The organism is Erythrobacter sp. KY5 (assembly GCF_003264115.1).
Classification (GTDB): Bacteria; Pseudomonadota; Alphaproteobacteria; order Sphingomonadales; family Sphingomonadaceae; genus Erythrobacter.
In genome coordinates, this window is sequence record NZ_CP021912.1 from 2,897,112 (window position 1) to 2,915,773 (window position 18,662).

Here is an 18,662-nt window from a genome sequence, read left to right on the forward strand (position 1 = left end):
GCCTAATCATGAGGGGGTCTAGCATTATGTCGACCGGCAAGCGCCTGGCAGGGCTGCTGCTTCTCACCACGTCGCTCACCTTTCCCGCGGTTCTTCACGCCCAGTCGACTGAGCAAACCGAGGAAGATGAGCTGGCGCAGGACGTCCAGGATCCACAGGACGACGAGGATTTCCAGGAACCCGAGGTGTCCGTTCCGGGCGGTTCGGGCATCATCGTTACCGGACGTCGCAACCGCAATCCCGAGCGCTCCTCGACCCAGGTTCTGAACGTCCTTTCCGAAGCCGACATCGCCCGTACGGGTGAAGGCGACATCGCTGGCGCTCTTGGCCGCGTTACAGGTCTGTCGCTCGTCGGCGACGGCCGCGTCTTCGTTCGCGGCCTGGGCGATCGTTACTCGCTTGCTCTTCTCAACGGCCTTCCCCTGCCGAGCCCGGAACCGCTCAGCCGCGTCGTTCCGCTCGACATTTTCCCGACCAACGTGATCGCATCGAGCCTTGTGCAGAAGACCTATTCTGCCAACTATCCCGGCGAATTCGGCGGCGGTGTCATCAACCTCACCACCAAGGCAGTTCCTGTAGAGGACTTCCTCTCGGTGAGCTTCGGCATCAGCGGTGACAGCGAGACCACCTTCGAAAACGGCCTGACCTATTTCGGCTCAGACTGGGATTCGTTCGGTTTCGACAACGGCAACCGCGACATTCCGTCGAACTTGCAGTCCTTCTTCGACAGCGGCGAGCGTATCGGTACGATCGATCTGGCCACTTCCGAAGGCATCGCAGGGCAACTGTTTCCGCTGAACCTTGTGACGCTGCAGAAGGACAATTCGCAGCGCCCCAACTTCTCGGGCTCGATCACCGGTGGCCTGTCACTTGAGCTGGGTGACGACACCTTCCTCGGCGTGATCGCAACCGCTTCGATCAAGAACAGCCTGCGCAACCGCCAGGTCCTCTCTCAGCGTGGTAACAACGACCTGAGCGAAGTGTTCGAAACCCGCGAGACCTTCATCACCGACGAGAACATCCTGGTGAACGGACTTCTCGGCTTCGGTCTCGATTTTGGCCCGCACACGGTTCGCTGGACCAACCTGTACATTCGCGACACGCTCAAGACCGCGCGTCTAGAAGAGGCTTTCGATCCCTTCCCCGGTGAGGTCGGCTTCGACTTCGTCAACCAGCAGACCGCATGGTTCGAGCGTCAGCTCATGGACACGCAGCTGGTGGCGGAGCTCGACTTTGACCGGATCAGCGTCGACCTGCGCGGCGGCTATGCCCGCACCGACCGCGAAGCGCCGTTCAACACCACCTTCAGCTATACGCGCACGAACTTCACCGGTAACCAGTTCGGTGACCAGTTTGTCGCGTATTTCAACCAGCTGTCCGACGCCGGCATCACAACGGTCGCTTTCGACGACCTGAAGGAAGAGCTTTACTACGGCGGTATCGACCTCGGATATGAGATTACGAGTACCTTCGAGGCTACCGTAGGTTACGCCTATTCGGACACCGACCGCCGCTCGTCGAGCCGCGAGTTCCGTCCGTTCATCGCACCCGATCCCGCGTTCCAAGACGTGGGCCTCAATGAAACCGCCGCGGTTGCGCTGGGTTTGCGTCGTCCCGGCGACATCATCAACGGTGCGACCCTCGCTGGCTTCAACGTCTCGCTGACCGAAGCGACGCCGTTTCCCGTGTTTGACGCAGCGCTTCAGGTGCATGCAGGTTACGGCCTGCTGCGCTGGCTGCCGACCGACACGCTGACGCTCGAAGCGGGTGTGCGTTACGAGGATGGCGAGCAGGTTGTCGCTCTCGATCAGTCAGTGTTCAACACGCCGATCGCCGGGGCAACGCCGACCAACATCTTCAACGACTACTTCCTTCCGTCGGGGACCATCACCTGGGAACCGATCCCGGACTTCCAGGTTCGCGCCAGCGCTTCGCAGACCATCGCCCGCCCACAATTCCGCGAGCTGGTCGAGCAGCGTTATTTCGATCCGGAATCCAACCGACTGTTCCAAGGTAACCCGCTGCTTCAGGACTCCGAGCTGATCAACGCCGAAGTCCGTGCAGAGTACTACATGGGCGGGCCCAACCGGGTGAGCCTTGCAGGCTTCTACAAGGAGATCGACAACCCGATCGAGAGCACGTTCAACGTCGCATCGGGTCAGGTCTTCACCAGCTTTGCAAATGCTCCTTCCGCAGAGCTTTTCGGGCTTGAGCTTGACGCGGTGTACGGGATTGATCTGTACGGCATGGGAGGCAGCTTCTGGGAGACCAAGCAGCTGCTGTTCATCGCCAACTACACCTACACCCAGTCCGAGCTTTCGGTGAGCGACACCGACATCTCGCCGGTGCCGGGCAACCCGGGGCAGCTTGCCAACCTCATCTTCGACGATGGCGCTCCGCTGGTGGGTCAGTCCGACCATCTTGCCAACCTGTCGATCGGGATCGAAGACACCGAGAAGACGCAGCAGCTTTCGGTGCTGTTCAACTATGCGAGTGAGCGCGTCACGCAGCGCGCCGGTGCGCAACCGGACTTCGTCGAAGATCCGGGCCTGACGATCGACATCGTCGCCCGCACCGAGCTTCAGCTGGGTGTCCCGATGGAGCTGAGCCTCGAGGTGCGCAACATCACCGGACGCGACAATTTCGAGTTCCAGGAACTCGGCGCGAACCGTGTGGAGTTCAACACTTTCCAAGTCGGCACGACCTTCGCGCTTGGGATAACGGCGAACTTCTGATCGCCTTGCCATCTGCGCATTTGCAAGAGGGCCGCTTCCTTTTGGGGGAGCGGCCCTTTTCGTTTGGGTCCAAGCTGAAGTTGAAGCGCGGTTCGCGCGCCCCTTTGCCGGATCAGCCGATGTCGAAGACGTAGCCCGCCCCGCGCACCGTGCGCAGCGGATTGCCCCCGCCAGCTGCCTTGATCGCGCGGCGCAGCCGGCCGACCCAGACGTCGACGGTGCGCTCGTCGATCTCCGGTTCGCGTTTGCCAAGTCCGGCGATCAGATCATCGCGGCTCATCACCGTGTTTGGGTTCTCCGCGAAGAAGCGAAGCAGGCGGAACTCGTTAGGCCGCAGCTTGATCGGTTCGCCTGACCAGCGCGCCTGAAGGGCTGACATGTCGATCGACAGGTCGCCTGCCTCGATCCGGCGCGCCGCGTGGCGGTCAGGCGCTCTCGTCAGCAGCGCCAGCACCCGGTCAAGCACGCCCGTCCGGGTCAACGGCCCGACCACATAGTCATCCGCGCCCGCCTTGAGAGCACGCCGGCGGTCCTCTTCGTCGTGCTCGTCCAGCACCATCGTGATGTGCGCGGCGGCGGTTCGTTCGTCCGCACGCAAGCGGCGGCACATTTCGAGCCCCGCCAGGTCTTCCATCACCCAGTCAACGAACACCCACAGCGCACCATCGACCAGCCGCCTGGGCCCATCCGATCCCAGCCGGTCGAACGTGATGCGCCTTCCATCGTGGATGAAGTCTTCGCGAAAGCTGTCGGGGCCCTCGCCCAAATCGCTGGTCAGGAAGACGGTGATGACATCCATGAGCCCGGCCAAGTCCAGTGGTTGCAAGTGAGGCGCACCACCGGAATTGACGCGCCTGTGTGACGCGTTCGTGACGAGCACCGCGCTAGTTCGACAGGCTTGTCACAAAGCGACTGATCTGGCCCCTAAACCGCTCATTTCACGACCGAAACTGTATCCATCGCTGGCAGCCCCATACCAAGGCCAGTTGGCAATTTAGGTCGATAGGGCTTCTCCAGCGAAGCGATCTCATCGTCGCCGAGTTCAAGCTCCACCGAAGCCAGCGCCGCTTCGAGGTGATGCGCCTTCGTCGCACCGATGATCGGGGCGCACATGGCGGGCTTCGTGAAGTGCCAGGCCAGCGCGATGCTTGCCATCGCATCGCCGCGCTGCTCGGCGAGATCGGCCAGCGCTTCGACGATTGCCCGGTCTGCTTCGTCATCATCCTTGTAGAGCGCCTTGCCCACGCCGTCGGTTTTCGAGCGCACCGTCTCCTCGCCCAGCGGCCTCGCCAGACGCCCGCGCGCCAGCGGGCTCCACGGGATCACACCCACGCCCTCATCCTCGCACAAGGGCAGCATCTCGCGCTCTTCCTCGCGGTAGAGGAGGTTCAGCTGATTCTGCATCGCTATGAAGGGCGTCCAGCCGTTTGCGCGCGCGGTTTCCTGCGCCTTGGCGAACTGCCATGCATACATCGAGGACGCCCCGATATGCAGCGCCTTGCCCGCCTTCACGATGTCGTGCAGCGCCTCCATCGTCTCTTCGATGGGCGTTTCATCGTCCCAGCGGTGGATCTGGAAGAGGTCGACATAGTCCATGCCGAGCCGCGTCAGGCTGTCGTCGATGGCCTGCATCAGGCTTTTGCGTGAATTGCCACCGGCATTGGGCGCCTGCCGCCACGGGAAGTACGCCTTGGTCGCGACCACGATCTCGTCGCGCCGCGCCATTTCGTTCAGCAGCTTGCCGGTGATCTCTTCCGACGTTCCGCCGGAGTAGACGTTGGCGGTGTCGAAGAAGTTGATCCCTCCCTCCAGCGCCTGCCGGAAGAACGGGCGGCTTGCATCCTCATCGAGCAGCCAGTCGCCGTGCCAGCCCTTGGTCGTGTCGCCATAGCTCATGCAGCCAAGGCAAAGGCGCGAGACCATCAGGCCCGAGTTTCCAAGACGGGTGAATTTCATGAGCGATTACTCCTGGATGGACCACGCAAGGGGGTGGTTTGAAAATATGAGCCCTGCCCGCAAGGCCCTGTGAAAATTGGCAATTTCGAGAAATGCGGCTGTAGGATGTGTGACTTTCCAAATCGTGGCGGCGTGACAATGCTTGAGACTGCGTTCTAGCAGTCGCCCACCCAGTAGGAAACCGACGCAGGCTTCAACTCAGCGTCAGCCCGCCATCGACCACCAGCGTCTGGCCGGTCATGTAGCTCGACAGCGGCGATGCGAGAAACAAAGCCGCGCCTGCCATGTCTTCGGGCGTCCCCATGCGGCGCAGGGGGATTGATCGCAGCGATGCTTCCAGCCGTTCGGGATGCTGCGTCGTGACGGCGGTCAGCTTGGTCGGGACCAGCCCCGGCGCGATGCCGTTCACGCGAATGCCATCCCTCGCCCACGCCTCGCCCAGCGTCTTCACGAGGCTCGCCGCGCCAGCCTTCGATGCGCCATAGGCAGGGTTGCCGATCACCGACTTGAACGCCGCGACCGAGGACACGACGATCATCGTGCCTCCCGTATCGGCAAGACCGGCGTGAAACGCGCGCGCCACGTCCATCACGGAATTGAGGTTGACGTCGATCACATCATCCCAGCCGGGCCGCGCAAATTCCTCGCGGCCATAGCGCACGATGCCCTGCGACTGGATCAGCACATGCGGCTCCAGCATGGCATCGGGCAGGCTCTCAACCGCGCTGCGGTCCATCACGTTGAGCCGGTGATAGGTCAGCCCGGTCATGTCGCTGTCCTCGGCTTCCAGATAGTCGCCGCTATCCGGCCGGGTGCCGGTGACATGGACCTCAGCCCCGCGAGCGCGAAACCCTTGCGCAATGCCATTACCGATCCCGCTCGACCCGCCGATGACGAGGACGCGCTTGTCTGTGAAATCGAGTGGATTGGTCATGGTTGTTCTCCTCGGGTAACAAACAAGAGCGGCGCGTTAGGCAGTCAAGGCGCGAATTGCATTCCAGCCCCTTTCCGTCATTCCAGCGAAAGCTGGGATGACGTGTTTAACAAACTGGCGCCCCTCAAATCGCGCGGCTGACCACTTCCTTCATGATCTCGCTCGTCCCGCCATAGATTCGGGCGACGCGGGCGTCGCGCCACAGCCTCGCGATGGCGTATTCGTTCATGTAGCCTGCGCCGCCGTGCAGTTGCAGGCAGGCATCGACCATCTCCCACTGCATCTCGGTGTGCCACAGCTTGGCTGCCGATGCCTCGTCGGTGGTCAGCTCTCCGCGAAGGTGGCGTGCGATTGCCCAGTCGAGATGCGCCCAGCCGACCTGCAGCTTGGCCTTGAGGTCCGCGAGCGTGAATTTGGTGTTCTGGAATTCGAAGACGGTGGTGCCAAAGGCCTTGCGGTCCTTGGTGAAGTTGACCGCTTCGTCGAAGGCGCGCTGCGCCCCGGCCTGTGCGGAGACCGCGATGCTGAGGCGTTCCTGCGGCAGCTCTTCCATCAGATGGATGAAGCCGCGCCCTTCTCGGCCAAGGATATTGGTCTTGGGCACGCGCACATCGGCGAAGAACAGCTCTGAGGTGTCGGCGGAATGCTGGCCGATCTTGTCGAGGTTGCGGCCCTTTTCGAAGCCGGGAGTGCCTGCATCGACCAGCACCAGCGAAGTGCCCTTGGCGCCCTCTTCCGGGTTGGTCTTGGCGACCACGATCACCACATCGGCGTTCTGGCCGTTGGTGATGTAGGTCTTCGAGCCATTGATGACGAGGTGATTGCCATCCGGAATCGCGGTGGTCTTGATCCCTTGCAGGTCGCTGCCCGTGCCCGGTTCGGTCATGGCGATCGCGCTGATGATGTCGCCCGAGATCATACCGGGGAGGTACTTCGCCTTCTGCTCTTCGCTGCCGAGCCGCTCGAAATAATTGACGGTGATGTCGTTCTGAAGCGTGAAACCGGCGGATGAGCCCATATAGGCAAGCTCTTCGGCGAGCACGCAGTTGAACCCGAAATCAAGGCCGAGGCCGCCATTCTCTTCCTTGACCGTGGGGCACAGCATGCCCGCATCGCCCAGCGCCTTCCACGCCTTGCGCGGGACCAGGCCGTCCGCCTCATGGTTGTCGAGGTAAGGCTCCATATGTTCGGCAAAGACCTTGCGAACGGTGTCGCGGAAGGCTTCGTGATCGTCGTTATAGGCGGTGCGGTGCGCGGTATCGAGCATGCGTTATCGGTCTCTCTCTAAGGTCCAGTTGCTAGGTGCAACTGAACCTGAGAGACACGCTCATGTAAAGGGGGCAAACTGCCCCGGCGGCTCAATTTGCCTTGTTGCAGATCACCAGCACGCGCATCGTTTCGCCGTCATTGCTGAAGATGGGCGAGGCCTGTCCGGTGGGCAGATCACGCAGGACATCCTGTACCGCGCCCGGCAGGCGTTCCTGCGGCACGTGGCGGTTGCGGGTGATCTCGGCATCGATGTCGCGGGCGAGATCGATTGCGTCCGCGCAGGAAGCGATTTCCTTGGTGCGCGCCTCGAACGCCTCTGCCGACATGCCAGCCAATGCGACCGACAATTGCACGAGGTGATAGCTGGGCTGGAACGAACCACGCGCGCCTTCGACCACCTGCGCCGAAGCGGCGACCGGGGCGATTGATGCAGCGAGCAGCGCGGCTGCGCCAGCGGACTTTGCGAAAAGAGACCTTGCGAACATTTGAGACACCTCCTGTTACCCGCCGCAGCAGAGTTTCAGGATTAGCCATGAACGCGGGGTGAATTCTCCCGCTCTCACCTGGCGTGCATCAGCCTACGAAAGCACGCTCGATCACGAACTGGCCGGGCTTGTTGTTCGCGCCCTCTTCGAAGCCGCGTGCTTCGAGGTCGGCGGCGTGGTCCTTGATCATCGCCATCGAACCGCACAGCATCACACGGTCGGTTTCGGGGTCGAAATGCTTGGGGCCCTTGCTGTTCTTGAACAGGCGGCCATCGTCGATCAGCACCTGAATGCGGTCGGAGGTGTGGAACTCCTCGCGCGTGACGGTGGGGACGTAGATCATCTTTTCGCGATCTTCGTCCTCAAGCAGCGGATCGCCTTCGAGCTTGCTTTCAAGAAGGTCGCGATAGGCAAGGTCGGCAACGCGGCGGACCGAGTGCACAACGATCACTTCGTCATACATCTGGTAAACCTCGGGATCGCGAACGAGGCTCATGAAAGGCGCAAGGCCGGTGCCGGTCGAGAGCATGAACAGCCGCTTGCCCGGAAGCAGCGCGTCGGTGACGAGCGTGCCGGTCGGCTTCTTGCCCAGATAGATCGGATCGCCCGGCTTGATGTGCTGCAGCCGCGAGGTTAGCGGGCCGTCCTGCACGATGATCGAGAGGAATTCCAATTCCTCTGCATAGGAAGGGCACGCCATGGAGTACGCGCGCAGCAGCGGCTTGCCGTCTTCCTTGGGCAGGCCGATCATGATGAATTCGCCCGAGCGGAAACGAAACGCAGGCGGCCGCGTCATCTTGAGGCTGAAGAGCTCCTCGTTCCACTGGTGCACATCGGTCACCGTCTCAACGGAAATCGCTCCGCTTTCCTGAAACGCATCGCGCGGGGGAATCGGGGAGGTGGTGGTGGCAGTCTCAGTCAAAACATCGGCCTCGAATTCAGGTGTGCGAGGCGCGGGGCGCGCCTCATGCTTGAGGGGGCAAATGGCGGTTTTGCCCCCTCGCATCAAGGTAGATTAGCGTTTTCGCCCTAAAGCGCGCCTTTTGAAGGTGACGTGTCCGTCAACGCCCGATCAGTTCCAGCCCGCGCGGTCGAACACCTGTACCGCCTGCGCCTGATTGCGCCCGATTTCGGCAGCGTTGAGCGTATCGGCCTTGAAGTCGCCAAGCTGCTCGACTGCCGAGTTGGCTTCGAGCCCTGCGACAGCAGGATACTCGTTATTACCATCCGCGAAGTAGCGCTGTGCGCTTTCCGATGTCAGATATTCAAGGAAGCGGATGGCGTTCTCGCGGTTGGGCGCGTTCATCACCACGCCCGCACCCGACAGGTTGATGTGCGTGCCTCGGCCATCCTGATCGGGGAAGATCACGCCAAGCCTGTCGAAGATCGCGCGCTGCTCCTCATCGCCGCCTGCAAAGCGTGCGAGGTAGTACGAGTTCACGACCGCAATCCGGCATTCGCCAGCGGCCACGCTTTCGATCTGCGCGGTGTCGTTGCCCTGCGGGTCACGGGCGAAATTGGCGACCACGCCGCGCGCCCATTCCTCCGCTGCCTCCACACCATCATGCGCGATCATCGCGGACAAAAGCGAGATGTTGTAGATGTTGGACGAGGAGCGAATGCAGATGTCGCCGCGATAGGCCGGATCGGCGAGATCGGCATAGGTATCGAGGCCCTCGGGCTCGCCCTGCTCCTTGTCGTAAATGATGACGCGCGCACGGGTCGACAGGCCGAACCACAGGCCATCGGGATGGCGTAGGTAATCAGGCAGGCGCTCGGTCAGCACGTCGGACTGGACCGCGGAGAGAATCCCCGCTTCCTCCGCGCGCCAGAGGCGACCTGCGTCGACAGTGATGAGAAGGTCGGCAGGCGAAAATTCGCCTTCGCTTTCGATCCGTTCGATCAGCGCATCGGCATCGGCCTCGATGCGGTTGACGGTGATCCCCGTTTGCTCGGTAAAGTCCTCGTAGAGCGCCAGATCGGTGTCGTAGTGGCGCGAGGAATAGATGTTGACCTCGCCATTGTCGGCGAGCGTCGAGGCTTCCTCGCCTTCAGCACAAGCGATTACGGCAAGAGCGCCGAGCGCGAGCGAAAAGCTGCCGAGAATCAGTTTCTTCATGGATGTTCCTTCCGTCATTCTTGCGAATGATTTGCAATAGTAATTTGGCGAATGCAAGCTCTAATCGCGAGCGAATGCGCGGACACTGCCAGCGCGCGGCGTGACGCGGTAGCGCTGCCCCTCCTCGACCGGAGAGGTGGTCTGGATGCTGATTTCCTCGCCGCTCTCGCTTTCGACCAGCACCCGGCTCGCAACGCCAAGCGGGTGGACGTCGAGGACGGCAAGGCCCCCGGCGTCCGGCTCGCAAACCAGTGCCTCGGCATGGATCAGCAAGTCGACATCCGGCCCCGGCGGCACATCGCCAGCAACGCTTTCGATCGGCCATGTTCCCAGGGGCGTGCGAAATCGCTCCCCCTCGCGCTCGGCGACAAGGATCTGCGCGCCCCCGAAAATCGCCCCGACCGAGGCGGTCGCGGGCCGCTCGTGCAAGTCCTCAGGTGTGCCGAACTGGACAATCCGCCCGCCTTCCATCACCGCGATCCGGTCGCCCACGTCGAGCGCTTCTTCCGGGTCGTGCGTGACCATCACCGTGATCGTCCCCGCCTCGCGCAGCAGCCGCCTGCAATCGCGCCGCAGGCGTCGCCGCAAGACAATATCCACGCTGGCAAATGGCTCGTCCATCAACAGCACTTTTGGCCCCGGAGCCATCGCGCGGGCGAGTGCGGCGCGTTGTTGCTGGCCACCGGAAAGTTCATGCGGATACCGCCCGCCCAGCCCCGAAAGCCCGACACGCTCAAGCCAATCCTCAACAACCGCGCCACTTGCGCTTCCACGCGGCAACCCAAACGCGATGTTCTTTGCAATCGTCATGTGCGGAAACAGCGCGCCGTCCTGAAACACGAGGCCGACGGGACGCGCTTCGGGAGGCGGGTTGCGTCCGGGCTCCGCCATTACCTCTCCGCCGACGCTGACGTTGCCTTCCTGCACTTCCAGCAAGCCCGCCGCGAGGTTCAGCAAGGTTGACTTGCCGCAACCCGACGATCCAAGCAGACAGGTGATTTCTCCGGCATTCGCGCTAAAGGAGACGCCTTTGAGCGCCGCAACATCTCCGTAAGCATGGGCAATATGACGAAATTCAAGGCTCACATGATTGTCCGTTTTGGAAACGCACCCGGCAAATGCAGGTGAGCCGCATTACGCAGGTCGATGGGGCCAAGGCAAGCACAGCTGCGCGCTTCCAGCTTGATCGCTGGACGCTTAGCGCGCTCGTGCTGGCCACCTTTGCCGCGCTGCCGATTGTCGCCATTCTTGCCGCAGCGCCCGAAGGCGGGTTCGAGGCGATTGCGCATCTCGCGCAGACCGTGCTGGGACGATATGTCGCCAATACGCTGGCGCTGATGGTGATGGCAGGCGGCTTTGCGCTGGTCGTGGGCACGGGATGCGCGTGGCTGGTGAGCGCAGCGCGGTTTCCGGGCCGGCGCATATTCGCGTGGGCTTTGGTGCTGCCACTCGCGGTTCCGGCCTATATCGCCGCCTATCTTTATGCCGACATTCTCGATTTCACGGGACCTGTGCAAAGCGGCCTTCGCAGCGCATTCGGCCTGTCGGCAGGCGAATATTGGTTCCCCGAGATCCGCTCGCTCACCGGCGGCGCATTTGTGCTCGGCATCGTGCTTTACCCTTACGTCTATCTGCTCGCCCGCTCCGCCTTTGCCGCACAGAGCCTTTCTCAATTTCGCGCCGCGCGCAGCCTTGGTGCGGCACCTGCGCGAGCCTTCTGGCGCGTCGCCCTGCCGGCTGCACGCCCTGCCATTGCCGGAGGTCTGGCGCTGGTCCTGATGGAGGTGCTGGCGGATTTCGGCGTAGCGCAATATTTCGCGATCCCCACCTTCTCGACCGGGATATTCCGCAGCTGGCTGTCTATGGGGGACAAACAGGCCGCGCTCAAACTTGCCGCATTCATGCTGATTTTCGTGATCGCGCTGATCGCATGGGAGGCGCGCACGCGGACGGGGCGCACCGCAAGCAAGGACGGGCTTGCCGCGCGCGATGATGCGCCTTTCATCGAGCTGTCACCTGCGGGCAAGGCGATGGCGACGCTGGCCTGCGCGCTGCCGTTGCTGCTCGGCTTCGTGATCCCGGCAGCCCACCTTGCCATGATGGCGATGAGCGACACCGCTATCGCGGCGGCGGGCGTCCTGTGGGATTATGCAAGCGGAAGCCTGTGGCTTGGCCTTGCAACCGCTATCGCCTGTCTCGTGGCCGCACTGGTGCTCGGCTTTGCGAAGGCGCGCTCGCACAGCCGCATTGCGCGCGGCGCGATCCGGGTGTCGACGCTCGGCTATGCGATGCCGGGTGCGCTGCTGGCGGTGGGCCTCCTGGCTCCGCTTGGCGCGGTCGATATCGGATTGACGCGGGGACTGCGCGACACGTTCGGATATACCGGCGGGCTGGTGCTGACGGGCACATCGCTGGTGCTCATATATGCACTGGCGGTGCGGTTCCTCACCGTCGCTTACAACAGCGTTGACGGTGGCCTTGCGGCAATCCCGCCTTCGCTCGACGCAGCGGCGCGCTCGCTGGGTGCCGGGCCTGCGCGGGTATTGGGGCGCATCTACGTGCCGCTGCTTTCGCCCAGCCTCGCCGCAGCGGCAGCACTGGTCTTCATCGATACGGTGCGCGAGTTGCCGGCGACCCTGATTCTTCGCCCCTTCAACCTCGAAACGCTCGCCACCCGCACCTATCGCCTTGCAAGCGATGAACGGCTGGTCGAAGCGTCGATCCCCGCCCTGATCCTGCTCGCAGCCGGATTGCTGCCCGTCCTGTTGCTCACGAGGACCGCGAAGCGCTGAACTGTCAGGATAAACTGTCAGTTGTGCTTGTCCAATGACGGCCAAGCGTTCACAAGGGCAACCCTATGGCCCGGTTCCCATTCTCCGCAATCGTCGGACAGGACGAAATGAAGCGAGCGCTGCTTATCGCAGCGGTCGACCCAAGTGTTGGCGGCGTGATGGTGTTCGGCGACCGGGGTACCGGAAAAAGCACGGCAGCGCGTGCGCTGGCAGGACTGCTTCCGCCGATCACCGCGCATGTCGATTGCATCTATGGCGGCTCAAAGGAAGACGCCCGGCGCTATCCCGACGTGTGCGGCGGCGGTCCCTTGCGCAAGCGGCCGGTGCCTTTCGTCGACCTTCCGCTAGGCGCGACCGAAGACCGCGTGATCGGCTCGCTCGACCTGGAACGCGCGCTGCGCTCGGGCGAGAAAGGGTTTGAACCCGGCCTCCTCGCCAAAGCGCATCGCGGCTTTCTCTACATTGACGAGATCAACCTGCTCGAAGACCATCTGGTCGACCTGCTGCTCGACGTGGCTGCATCGGGCGAGAACGTGGTTGAGCGCGAAGGGCTTTCGGTGCGCCACCCGGCGCGCTTTGTCCTGATCGGCAGCGGCAACCCGGAAGAAGGCGAACTGCGCCCGCAATTGCTCGACCGCTTCGGGCTTTCGGTCGAAGTGCGCACGCCTGGCGATATCGAGACACGGGTCGAAATCATGCGCCTCGTCGCCGCGAACGAACGCGACCCGGAAGGCTTTGCGGCACAATGGGCAGGAGAGGACGAAAAGATCCTCAAACAGATCGCGCGCGGGAAAAAGCGGCTCGAAAAGCTCGAACCGGGCGAAGACGTGTTGACCGATGCGGCGCATCTGTGCCTCGCCGTGGGGGCCGATGGTTTGCGCGGAGAGCTGACCTTGATGCGGGCGGCCCGCGCGCTCGCGGCGCTCGACGGGGCGAAATCAGTACGGCGCGAACATCTCATCGCTGTCGCCCCATCCGCGCTGCGTCACAGGTTGCGGCGCGATGTGCTCGACGAAACCGGCTCAACCGTGCGCATCATGCGCGCGATTGACGAGCTGTTCGGGTGAACGGCCCATACGAACGGGGGAGCGCGCCCGATCCGCTCCACGACGCGATCCGCGCCGCACGGCTCTTCACCCAGAACCCCACCCTTTTCGGCGGCATGGTGCTGCGCGGAGCATCGCCTGCGCGCGATGCCCTGGTCGTCGCCATATCGGAGGCGCTCCCGACCCGGCGCCTGCCCGGTCATGTCGATGATGAACGCCTGCTCGGCGGGATCGACATCGCGGCTAGTCTTGCTGCGGGCAAGCCGGTCGAGACAGCGGGCTTGCTGGCAGAAGCGCAAGGCGGCGTGCTGGTCGTGCCCATGGCGGAACGGCTTGATGAGGCTGTCGCGGGAAGGCTTGCGCAAGCGCTCGATGACCGGCGGGTCGCGCTGGTGTTGCTCGACGACGGGATCGAAACTGAGGACGCGCCACCTCCTGCTCTGATCGAGCGGCTGGCATTCATGTGCGACCTTTCACAGTCGCGCGAATGGCTCGGTGTATCGCTTGGCGCAATGCCGACGGGCGAAGCCGCGCCGCTGTCCGACGATGCTCTGGGCGCGATTGCAGCAACCGGGGCCGCACTCGATGTGCCCTCTCTACGCCCGTTGATCCACGCCGCCGAAGCCGCCCGCGCTCATGCCGCACTGGAGGGGCGCAACAAGGCTGCGAAACCCGACCTCGAAGCCGCAGCGCGCCTCGTGCTCGCCGCGCGCGCGACCCGGATGCCGCCGCAGGAACCCCCTCCGCCAGAGGAGGAGCAGCAGGAGCCGCCCCCTCCCCCACCGGAGAGCGGCGACACGCCCGACGACACCGACATGCCCTCGCCCGAACAGCTGGAAGAAATGCTGATCGAGGCCACTGCCGCCTCGATACCGCGCGACCTTCTCGAACAGCTGGTGAAGGGCAAGACGCCCAAGCGGGGCGCATCGGGTACAGGACAGAAGCGCAAGGCAGGGCTGCGGGGCAAACCACTCGGCGCGCGTCCCGGTATGCCGCGTGGCGGAGCGCGTTTGGCGTTGATCGACACCCTGCGCGCTGCCGTCCCATGGCAGGCCGAAAGACGCCGCGAGCGCGCCGCCGACCCCGACGCGCCGATCCTGATGCGCAAGGAAGACCTGCGCATCCGGCGTTACGAGGAAAAAGCCGCGCGCGTGACGATCTTCGCCGTGGATGCCAGCGGTTCGGCCGCCGCCGCCCGCCTTGCCGAGGCCAAGGGTGCGGTCGAGCTGATGTTGGCGCAAGCATACGTCACGCGTTCCGAAGTCGCTCTGATCGCTTTTCGCGGAGAGAATGCCGACATGCTGCTGCCGCCCACGCGCTCGCTGACACGGGCGCGGCGCGCGCTGGCCGAACTTCCCGGTGGAGGCGGAACTCCGCTCGCCATGGGGCTTAATGCCGCGCGCGAGCTGGCACGCTCGGTCGCGGGCAAAGGCCGCACGCCGAGCCTGATCGTCCTCACCGATGGCCGCGCCAATCTCGATGCCAAGGGCCAGCCGGGCCGCACGCAGGCACGCGAAGACGCAGAGGCTTCGGCCAAGTCCATCGCACGCGAAGGCTATGATGCGCTGGTGGTCGACATATCCGCAAGACCGGGCCGCGAAGGTCCGGAACTCGCCGCCGCCATGCAGGCACGCTACCTCGCCCTCCCGCGCGCCGACGCCAAGGCGTTGCATTCGGCGATCTCGACCAATATTCGAGAGCCCGCATGAGCGCAGCCCTGAACTGGAACCGCGAGGGACGCATCTGGCCGCATCGCGATGCGTCGAGCTTCGTGCGCCTCGGCAGCGCGAACTGGCACGTTCAGCGCATGGGAGAGGTCGGCACCCCGCGCATCCTGCTCCTCCACGGGACCGGCGCATCGGTGCACAGCTGGCGCGGCGTCATGCCGGCGCTGGCGGGCGAGTTTGAGATGCTCGCCTGCGACCTGCCGCGTCACGCTTTCACCCAGGGCCACCTGCCCGATGACACCTCGCTCCTTCGCATGGCGCGCACGATCCGGCGGCTGCTCGATGAAACCGCGTTTGCACCCGACATGATCGTCGGTCATTCCGCAGGCGCTGCGCTCGCGCTCCAGCTCGCGCTCGACCACGGATTTCGCGGCCCCATCGTCGGGCTCAATTCCGCGCTTCGTCCGTTTCCGGGACTTGCCGCGCAGGTTTTCCCGGCGATTGCCAAGGTGCTGTTCGTCAATCCTTTCGTGCCGCGCATCTTCTCGGCAGCGGCAAGCTTTGGCGGGGAAGCGGACCGGTTCCTTTACAAGTCGACCAATTCGCGCATCGATACCGAAGGGCTGGCCTGCTATTCGGCGCTTCTGAAGAACCCGCGCCACACCAAGGGCGCGCTGGCGATGATGGCAAACTGGGACTTGCCGACCCTGCGCACGCGTATGAGCGAGGTCGCCAATCCGGTGCTGCTGGTCCACTCGACCGATGATGCGGCAATCCCGCTGGACTGGGCGAAGGAAGCGCATTCGTGGCTGCCGACCTCTCGGCTTGAAGTGCTGGGCGGCCTGGGTCATCTTGCGCATGAGGAAGAGCCCGAGCGCGCGGCACAAATGATCCGCGAGTTTGCCGCAGAAACGCTCGCACCCGCCGATTGAGGAGGAGGAGCCGCGATGGAAAACTTCACCGAAAACTTCGGCTGGATCGAGATCGCGCTGTTCTACGGCATCGCGATCGGGGTGTGCTTCTGGCAATGGTGGAAAATGCGCCGCGAAGTGCGCGAAATGCGCGCCGAACGCGAGGCGCGCGAGGCGGCCGAGAAGGCTAACGCTGAAACCAAGGAAGAGGCGAGTTAAGCCTTCTTTCGCGGCATCCGGAACGGCAGCATGAATTGCACGACCGGCGATGCAAAGCGCCGCATGTCGAGGCTTTCCTGCACCGCGACCACCTCTTCGCCGTAAAGCTTCGATGCGAGTTCGCTGCGCGCATAGAAGGGCGTATCCTCCCACGTCCGCCGGACATGCCCGACCCCGATGTCCGATCGCGTGCGCCGCTCGATCCGCCAGCCGCTCTTGGGAAGCGCTGCGATGGGCGGCAGGTCGACCTCTTCCGGGATCGCGTCGGCGTCAAACCGGATAGCGCTTGCAAACACCGACCCGTCCGATCGCTCACCCTCGTAGCAAACCACCGCGCCTTCGCGCATGTGAGCGCGCGACCAATGCCACATGTTGAAGCCGCTCTCGAGGCTTTCGCGTCCGCGATTGTGGTCGAAATAGCCGCTCCCACTCCATGTGATGCCGGGCTCCTCCATCTCGACCTCGATCCGGGCGCGCGGGGCCATGCAGTGCCAAATATGGTTCTGCGCCGGGTCGAGCGCGAAGCTCGCTGGATTGAGAGCTTCGGGATGGACGCGCACCTTGCCAGCCACCCTTCGGTGGATCGGGTTGAAGAGCCGCGTGTCGCGCTCTTCAATATCGATTTCGAGCACGTTCCCATCCCAGCGAACAGCACTCGTCCCGATTTCTAGATTGCGCTCATCGCGCGTCACGTCGGCGCGCGGACGTTCGTGCATGACCCAGCGATGCGAGGGGCCATAGAGCGCGACATTGAGCGAGGAATGGTCGAGCGGATCGCCCCGCCCGCTACTCTTGTAATAGGGTGAGAATACGCTTCCCAGAAAAGCGATGATCGTCAGCCCGTGGCGCCCGTCCTCGCTGATGGCATCGACGTACCACCATGAATAGCCACCCGGCTCGATCGCCTCGTTGAAGCGAGGTCCGCGTCGACCTTCTTCGCTGCCAACAGCCCGGACAAGGCGGCCATCGGGACCCCTGCCGAGGGATGCGTCGCCCCGCCCGCGCAATACAGCCCCGGCATCCTCGTTCGCGGGCCTTGCCGCAGGAAGGAAGCTGCCGAGCCGTGCGACGCTCTGCCATAAAGTGCCCCCCCGGTTGCCGGGAACAGGTGTTCCCATTGCGCCGGGCTGGCGAGTTCGTGCGGCATGTCCTCCTCGAGCTCCAGCCCGCATCTCTCGAGCGTCGCTCTCATCTGCGTGGTGCATCGCTCTTTCTCCTCGTCTGGGTAGGAACAGGTGTCGCCATTGGCGGGTGCGTTGACGATGATCTGAATACGCTCGCGCTTGCCCTGCGCGATGGATGAGGCATTGGCCGCATGGCCTCCGCGATCCTGTGCGCAGACATAGACGCTCGGTTCGCTTGGAACCTTTCCGCCTGCGATCTCGTCAAATTCGCGCTTGTAATCGCGCGAGAAAAACACGTTGTGATGGGTGAGGTCGAAGCCCTTTGTCTTGGCATGTGCGAACCACACCATCGCGGAAAGAGAGCGCTTTTTGGGCGCGAGCGGCTTGACCGCCCGCTCGCTCAATTTTCCGAAATACCCTTGCGCTATGGCGTTGGGATCGGCGTTGCAGATCACCGCATCGGCCTCGATCACGTCGCCATTGGCAAGGCGCACGCCGCACGCGCCGCTGCCGCGCTGCGTGAGGATTTGCGCGACTGACGTGCCAAGCCTGAATGTCGCGCCCTTCGCCTCAGCCGCGTCTTTCAGCGCCTCGGCAAGCGCATGGATGCCCCCGTCGATCAACCACACGCCGGTCGCCTCGACATGCGCGATCAACATCAAGGTCGCAGGCGCATCGAACGGAGACGAACCGCAATAGGTTGCATACCGGCCAAACAACTGGCGCAGGCGCGGGTCGGGGAAAAATTCGCCCAGCGCATTCCACATCGACTGGTGCGGGCGCATCGCGGCAAAGTCCGAAAAGCGCCACAGACCGATGCGCCACAATAGCGGCAACGGAGTGGAGACATTGTCGCCGCGCATCATCGGCTTGTCGAGGATATCGTACATGCGCCGGGTGGTCTGGCGAAATTCGCGATAAAGGCGCGCTGCCTCAGCTCCTGCAAAGTCGCCCACCGCTTCTTCACTGCAAAGCGGATCGGCAAACAGGTCGAGCGTTCCGGTATCGTCCCAGGCGTGGCGGGCAATGATCTCGGCGCGGCGGATGCGTACATGATCGTCGAGGCGCGTGCCGCATTCGGCGAAGATCTCGTCGAACACATCGCGCATGGTGAAAACGGTAGGCCCGGCATCGACCGGATGGCCGTCGACGCAAACACGGCGAGCCTTGCCGCCAACGCCCGCTTCCTTTTCGACGACCGTCACATCGTAGCCGCGCGCCGCCAGCCGGGCAGCGCTTGCAAGCCCGCCCATTCCGGCCCCGATCACGACGATTTTGCCGCCCATCTCCCCTCTTCCCGTGCGCCTTGCCCGGAGGCGCAAATGCTCCGAGTCCGGACAACATCATTGACGTAACACTAGCATCTGTCCAATCATTTGGACATATGATGTGTAAATCGAAGCTA

The 18,662-nt window shown here is 63.4% G+C and carries 16 protein-coding genes; 6 read left to right on the forward strand and 10 right to left on the reverse strand.

Annotation, left to right across the window (positions count from 1 at the left end; all coding sequences use genetic code 11):
- The first annotated feature begins 26 nt into the window (after window positions 1–26).
- The gene (locus CD351_RS13795) at window positions 27–2,735 is read left to right on the forward strand and encodes a TonB-dependent receptor domain-containing protein (protein ID WP_111993175.1); all 2,709 of its coding nucleotides are present in this window, start codon (window positions 27–29) and stop codon (window positions 2,733–2,735) included.
- 112 nt (window positions 2,736–2,847) lie between these two features.
- Here the strand turns inward: CD351_RS13795 and CD351_RS13800 are convergent, their stop codons facing one another.
- From CD351_RS13800 to CD351_RS13835, 8 genes are all read right to left on the reverse strand, one after another.
- A complete protein-coding gene (locus CD351_RS13800; RefSeq protein ID WP_111993176.1) occupies window positions 2,848–3,534 on the reverse strand; it encodes a response regulator transcription factor in 687 nt (228 codons plus the stop codon).
- 134 nt (window positions 3,535–3,668) lie between these two features.
- Complete coding sequence (locus CD351_RS13805; protein WP_111993177.1) at window positions 3,669–4,691, reverse strand: aldo/keto reductase; 1,023 nt, start codon at window positions 4,689–4,691, stop codon at window positions 3,669–3,671.
- Window positions 4,692–4,884: 193 nt separating this feature from the next.
- Entirely contained in the window at window positions 4,885–5,625 is a 741-nt protein-coding gene (locus CD351_RS13810) for an SDR family NAD(P)-dependent oxidoreductase (RefSeq protein WP_111993178.1), read from the reverse strand.
- Between the two features lie 124 nt (window positions 5,626–5,749).
- Window positions 5,750–6,892 carry an acyl-CoA dehydrogenase family protein gene (locus CD351_RS13815; RefSeq protein ID WP_111993179.1) on the reverse strand — a complete coding sequence of 381 codons (1,143 nt, stop codon included), beginning with the start codon at window positions 6,890–6,892 and terminating at the stop codon, window positions 5,750–5,752.
- 91 nt (window positions 6,893–6,983) lie between these two features.
- The gene (locus tag CD351_RS13820) at window positions 6,984–7,379 is read right to left on the reverse strand and encodes a hypothetical protein (protein WP_111993180.1); all 396 of its coding nucleotides are present in this window, start codon (window positions 7,377–7,379) and stop codon (window positions 6,984–6,986) included.
- Between the two features lie 88 nt (window positions 7,380–7,467).
- Window positions 7,468–8,301, reverse strand: coding sequence for a ferredoxin--NADP reductase (locus tag CD351_RS13825; protein ID WP_369880468.1), 834 nt, complete (start codon window positions 8,299–8,301; stop codon window positions 7,468–7,470).
- A 150-nt stretch (window positions 8,302–8,451) separates the two neighbouring features.
- Window positions 8,452–9,498: a Fe(3+) ABC transporter substrate-binding protein gene (locus CD351_RS13830; protein WP_111993182.1), complete on the reverse strand. Its 1,047-nt coding sequence runs from the start codon at window positions 9,496–9,498 to the stop codon at window positions 8,452–8,454.
- Between the two features lie 60 nt (window positions 9,499–9,558).
- On the reverse strand, window positions 9,559–10,584 hold the full coding sequence (locus CD351_RS13835; RefSeq protein ID WP_111993183.1) for an ABC transporter ATP-binding protein: 1,026 nt from the start codon (window positions 10,582–10,584) through the stop codon (window positions 9,559–9,561).
- Between the two features lie 32 nt (window positions 10,585–10,616).
- Between CD351_RS13835 and CD351_RS13840 the strand changes: the two genes are divergently transcribed.
- The 5 genes from CD351_RS13840 (at window position 10,617) to CD351_RS13860 (ending at window position 16,133) form a co-directional block, all read left to right on the forward strand.
- The gene (locus tag CD351_RS13840) at window positions 10,617–12,290 is read left to right on the forward strand and encodes an iron ABC transporter permease (RefSeq protein ID WP_111993184.1); all 1,674 of its coding nucleotides are present in this window, start codon (window positions 10,617–10,619) and stop codon (window positions 12,288–12,290) included.
- Between the two features lie 65 nt (window positions 12,291–12,355).
- Complete coding sequence (locus CD351_RS13845) at window positions 12,356–13,357, forward strand: ATP-binding protein (RefSeq protein WP_111993185.1); 1,002 nt, start codon at window positions 12,356–12,358, stop codon at window positions 13,355–13,357.
- Complete coding sequence (locus CD351_RS13850; RefSeq protein ID WP_111993186.1) at window positions 13,354–15,045, forward strand: magnesium chelatase subunit D; 1,692 nt, start codon at window positions 13,354–13,356, stop codon at window positions 15,043–15,045. The genes CD351_RS13845 and CD351_RS13850 overlap by 4 nt, the downstream gene beginning before the upstream one ends.
- A complete protein-coding gene (gene bchO / locus CD351_RS13855; RefSeq protein WP_111993187.1) occupies window positions 15,042–15,935 on the forward strand; it encodes an alpha/beta fold hydrolase BchO in 894 nt (297 codons plus the stop codon). The genes CD351_RS13850 and bchO overlap by 4 nt, the downstream gene beginning before the upstream one ends.
- A gap of 15 nt (window positions 15,936–15,950) precedes the next feature.
- The gene (locus CD351_RS13860; RefSeq protein WP_111993188.1) at window positions 15,951–16,133 is read left to right on the forward strand and encodes a hypothetical protein; all 183 of its coding nucleotides are present in this window, start codon (window positions 15,951–15,953) and stop codon (window positions 16,131–16,133) included.
- Here the strand turns inward: CD351_RS13860 and CD351_RS13865 are convergent.
- Window positions 16,130–17,035: a hydroxyneurosporene dehydrogenase gene (locus CD351_RS13865; RefSeq protein ID WP_234027306.1), complete on the reverse strand. Its 906-nt coding sequence runs from the start codon at window positions 17,033–17,035 to the stop codon at window positions 16,130–16,132. The two genes, CD351_RS13860 and CD351_RS13865, sit on opposite strands and share 4 nt — an antisense overlap.
- Window positions 16,969–18,543 carry a 1-hydroxycarotenoid 3,4-desaturase CrtD gene (crtD, locus tag CD351_RS13870; protein ID WP_111993190.1) on the reverse strand — a complete coding sequence of 525 codons (1,575 nt, stop codon included), beginning with the start codon at window positions 18,541–18,543 and terminating at the stop codon, window positions 16,969–16,971. Before crtD ends, CD351_RS13865 begins: the two co-directional genes overlap by 67 nt.
- Between the last annotated feature and the right edge of the window lie 119 nt (window positions 18,544–18,662).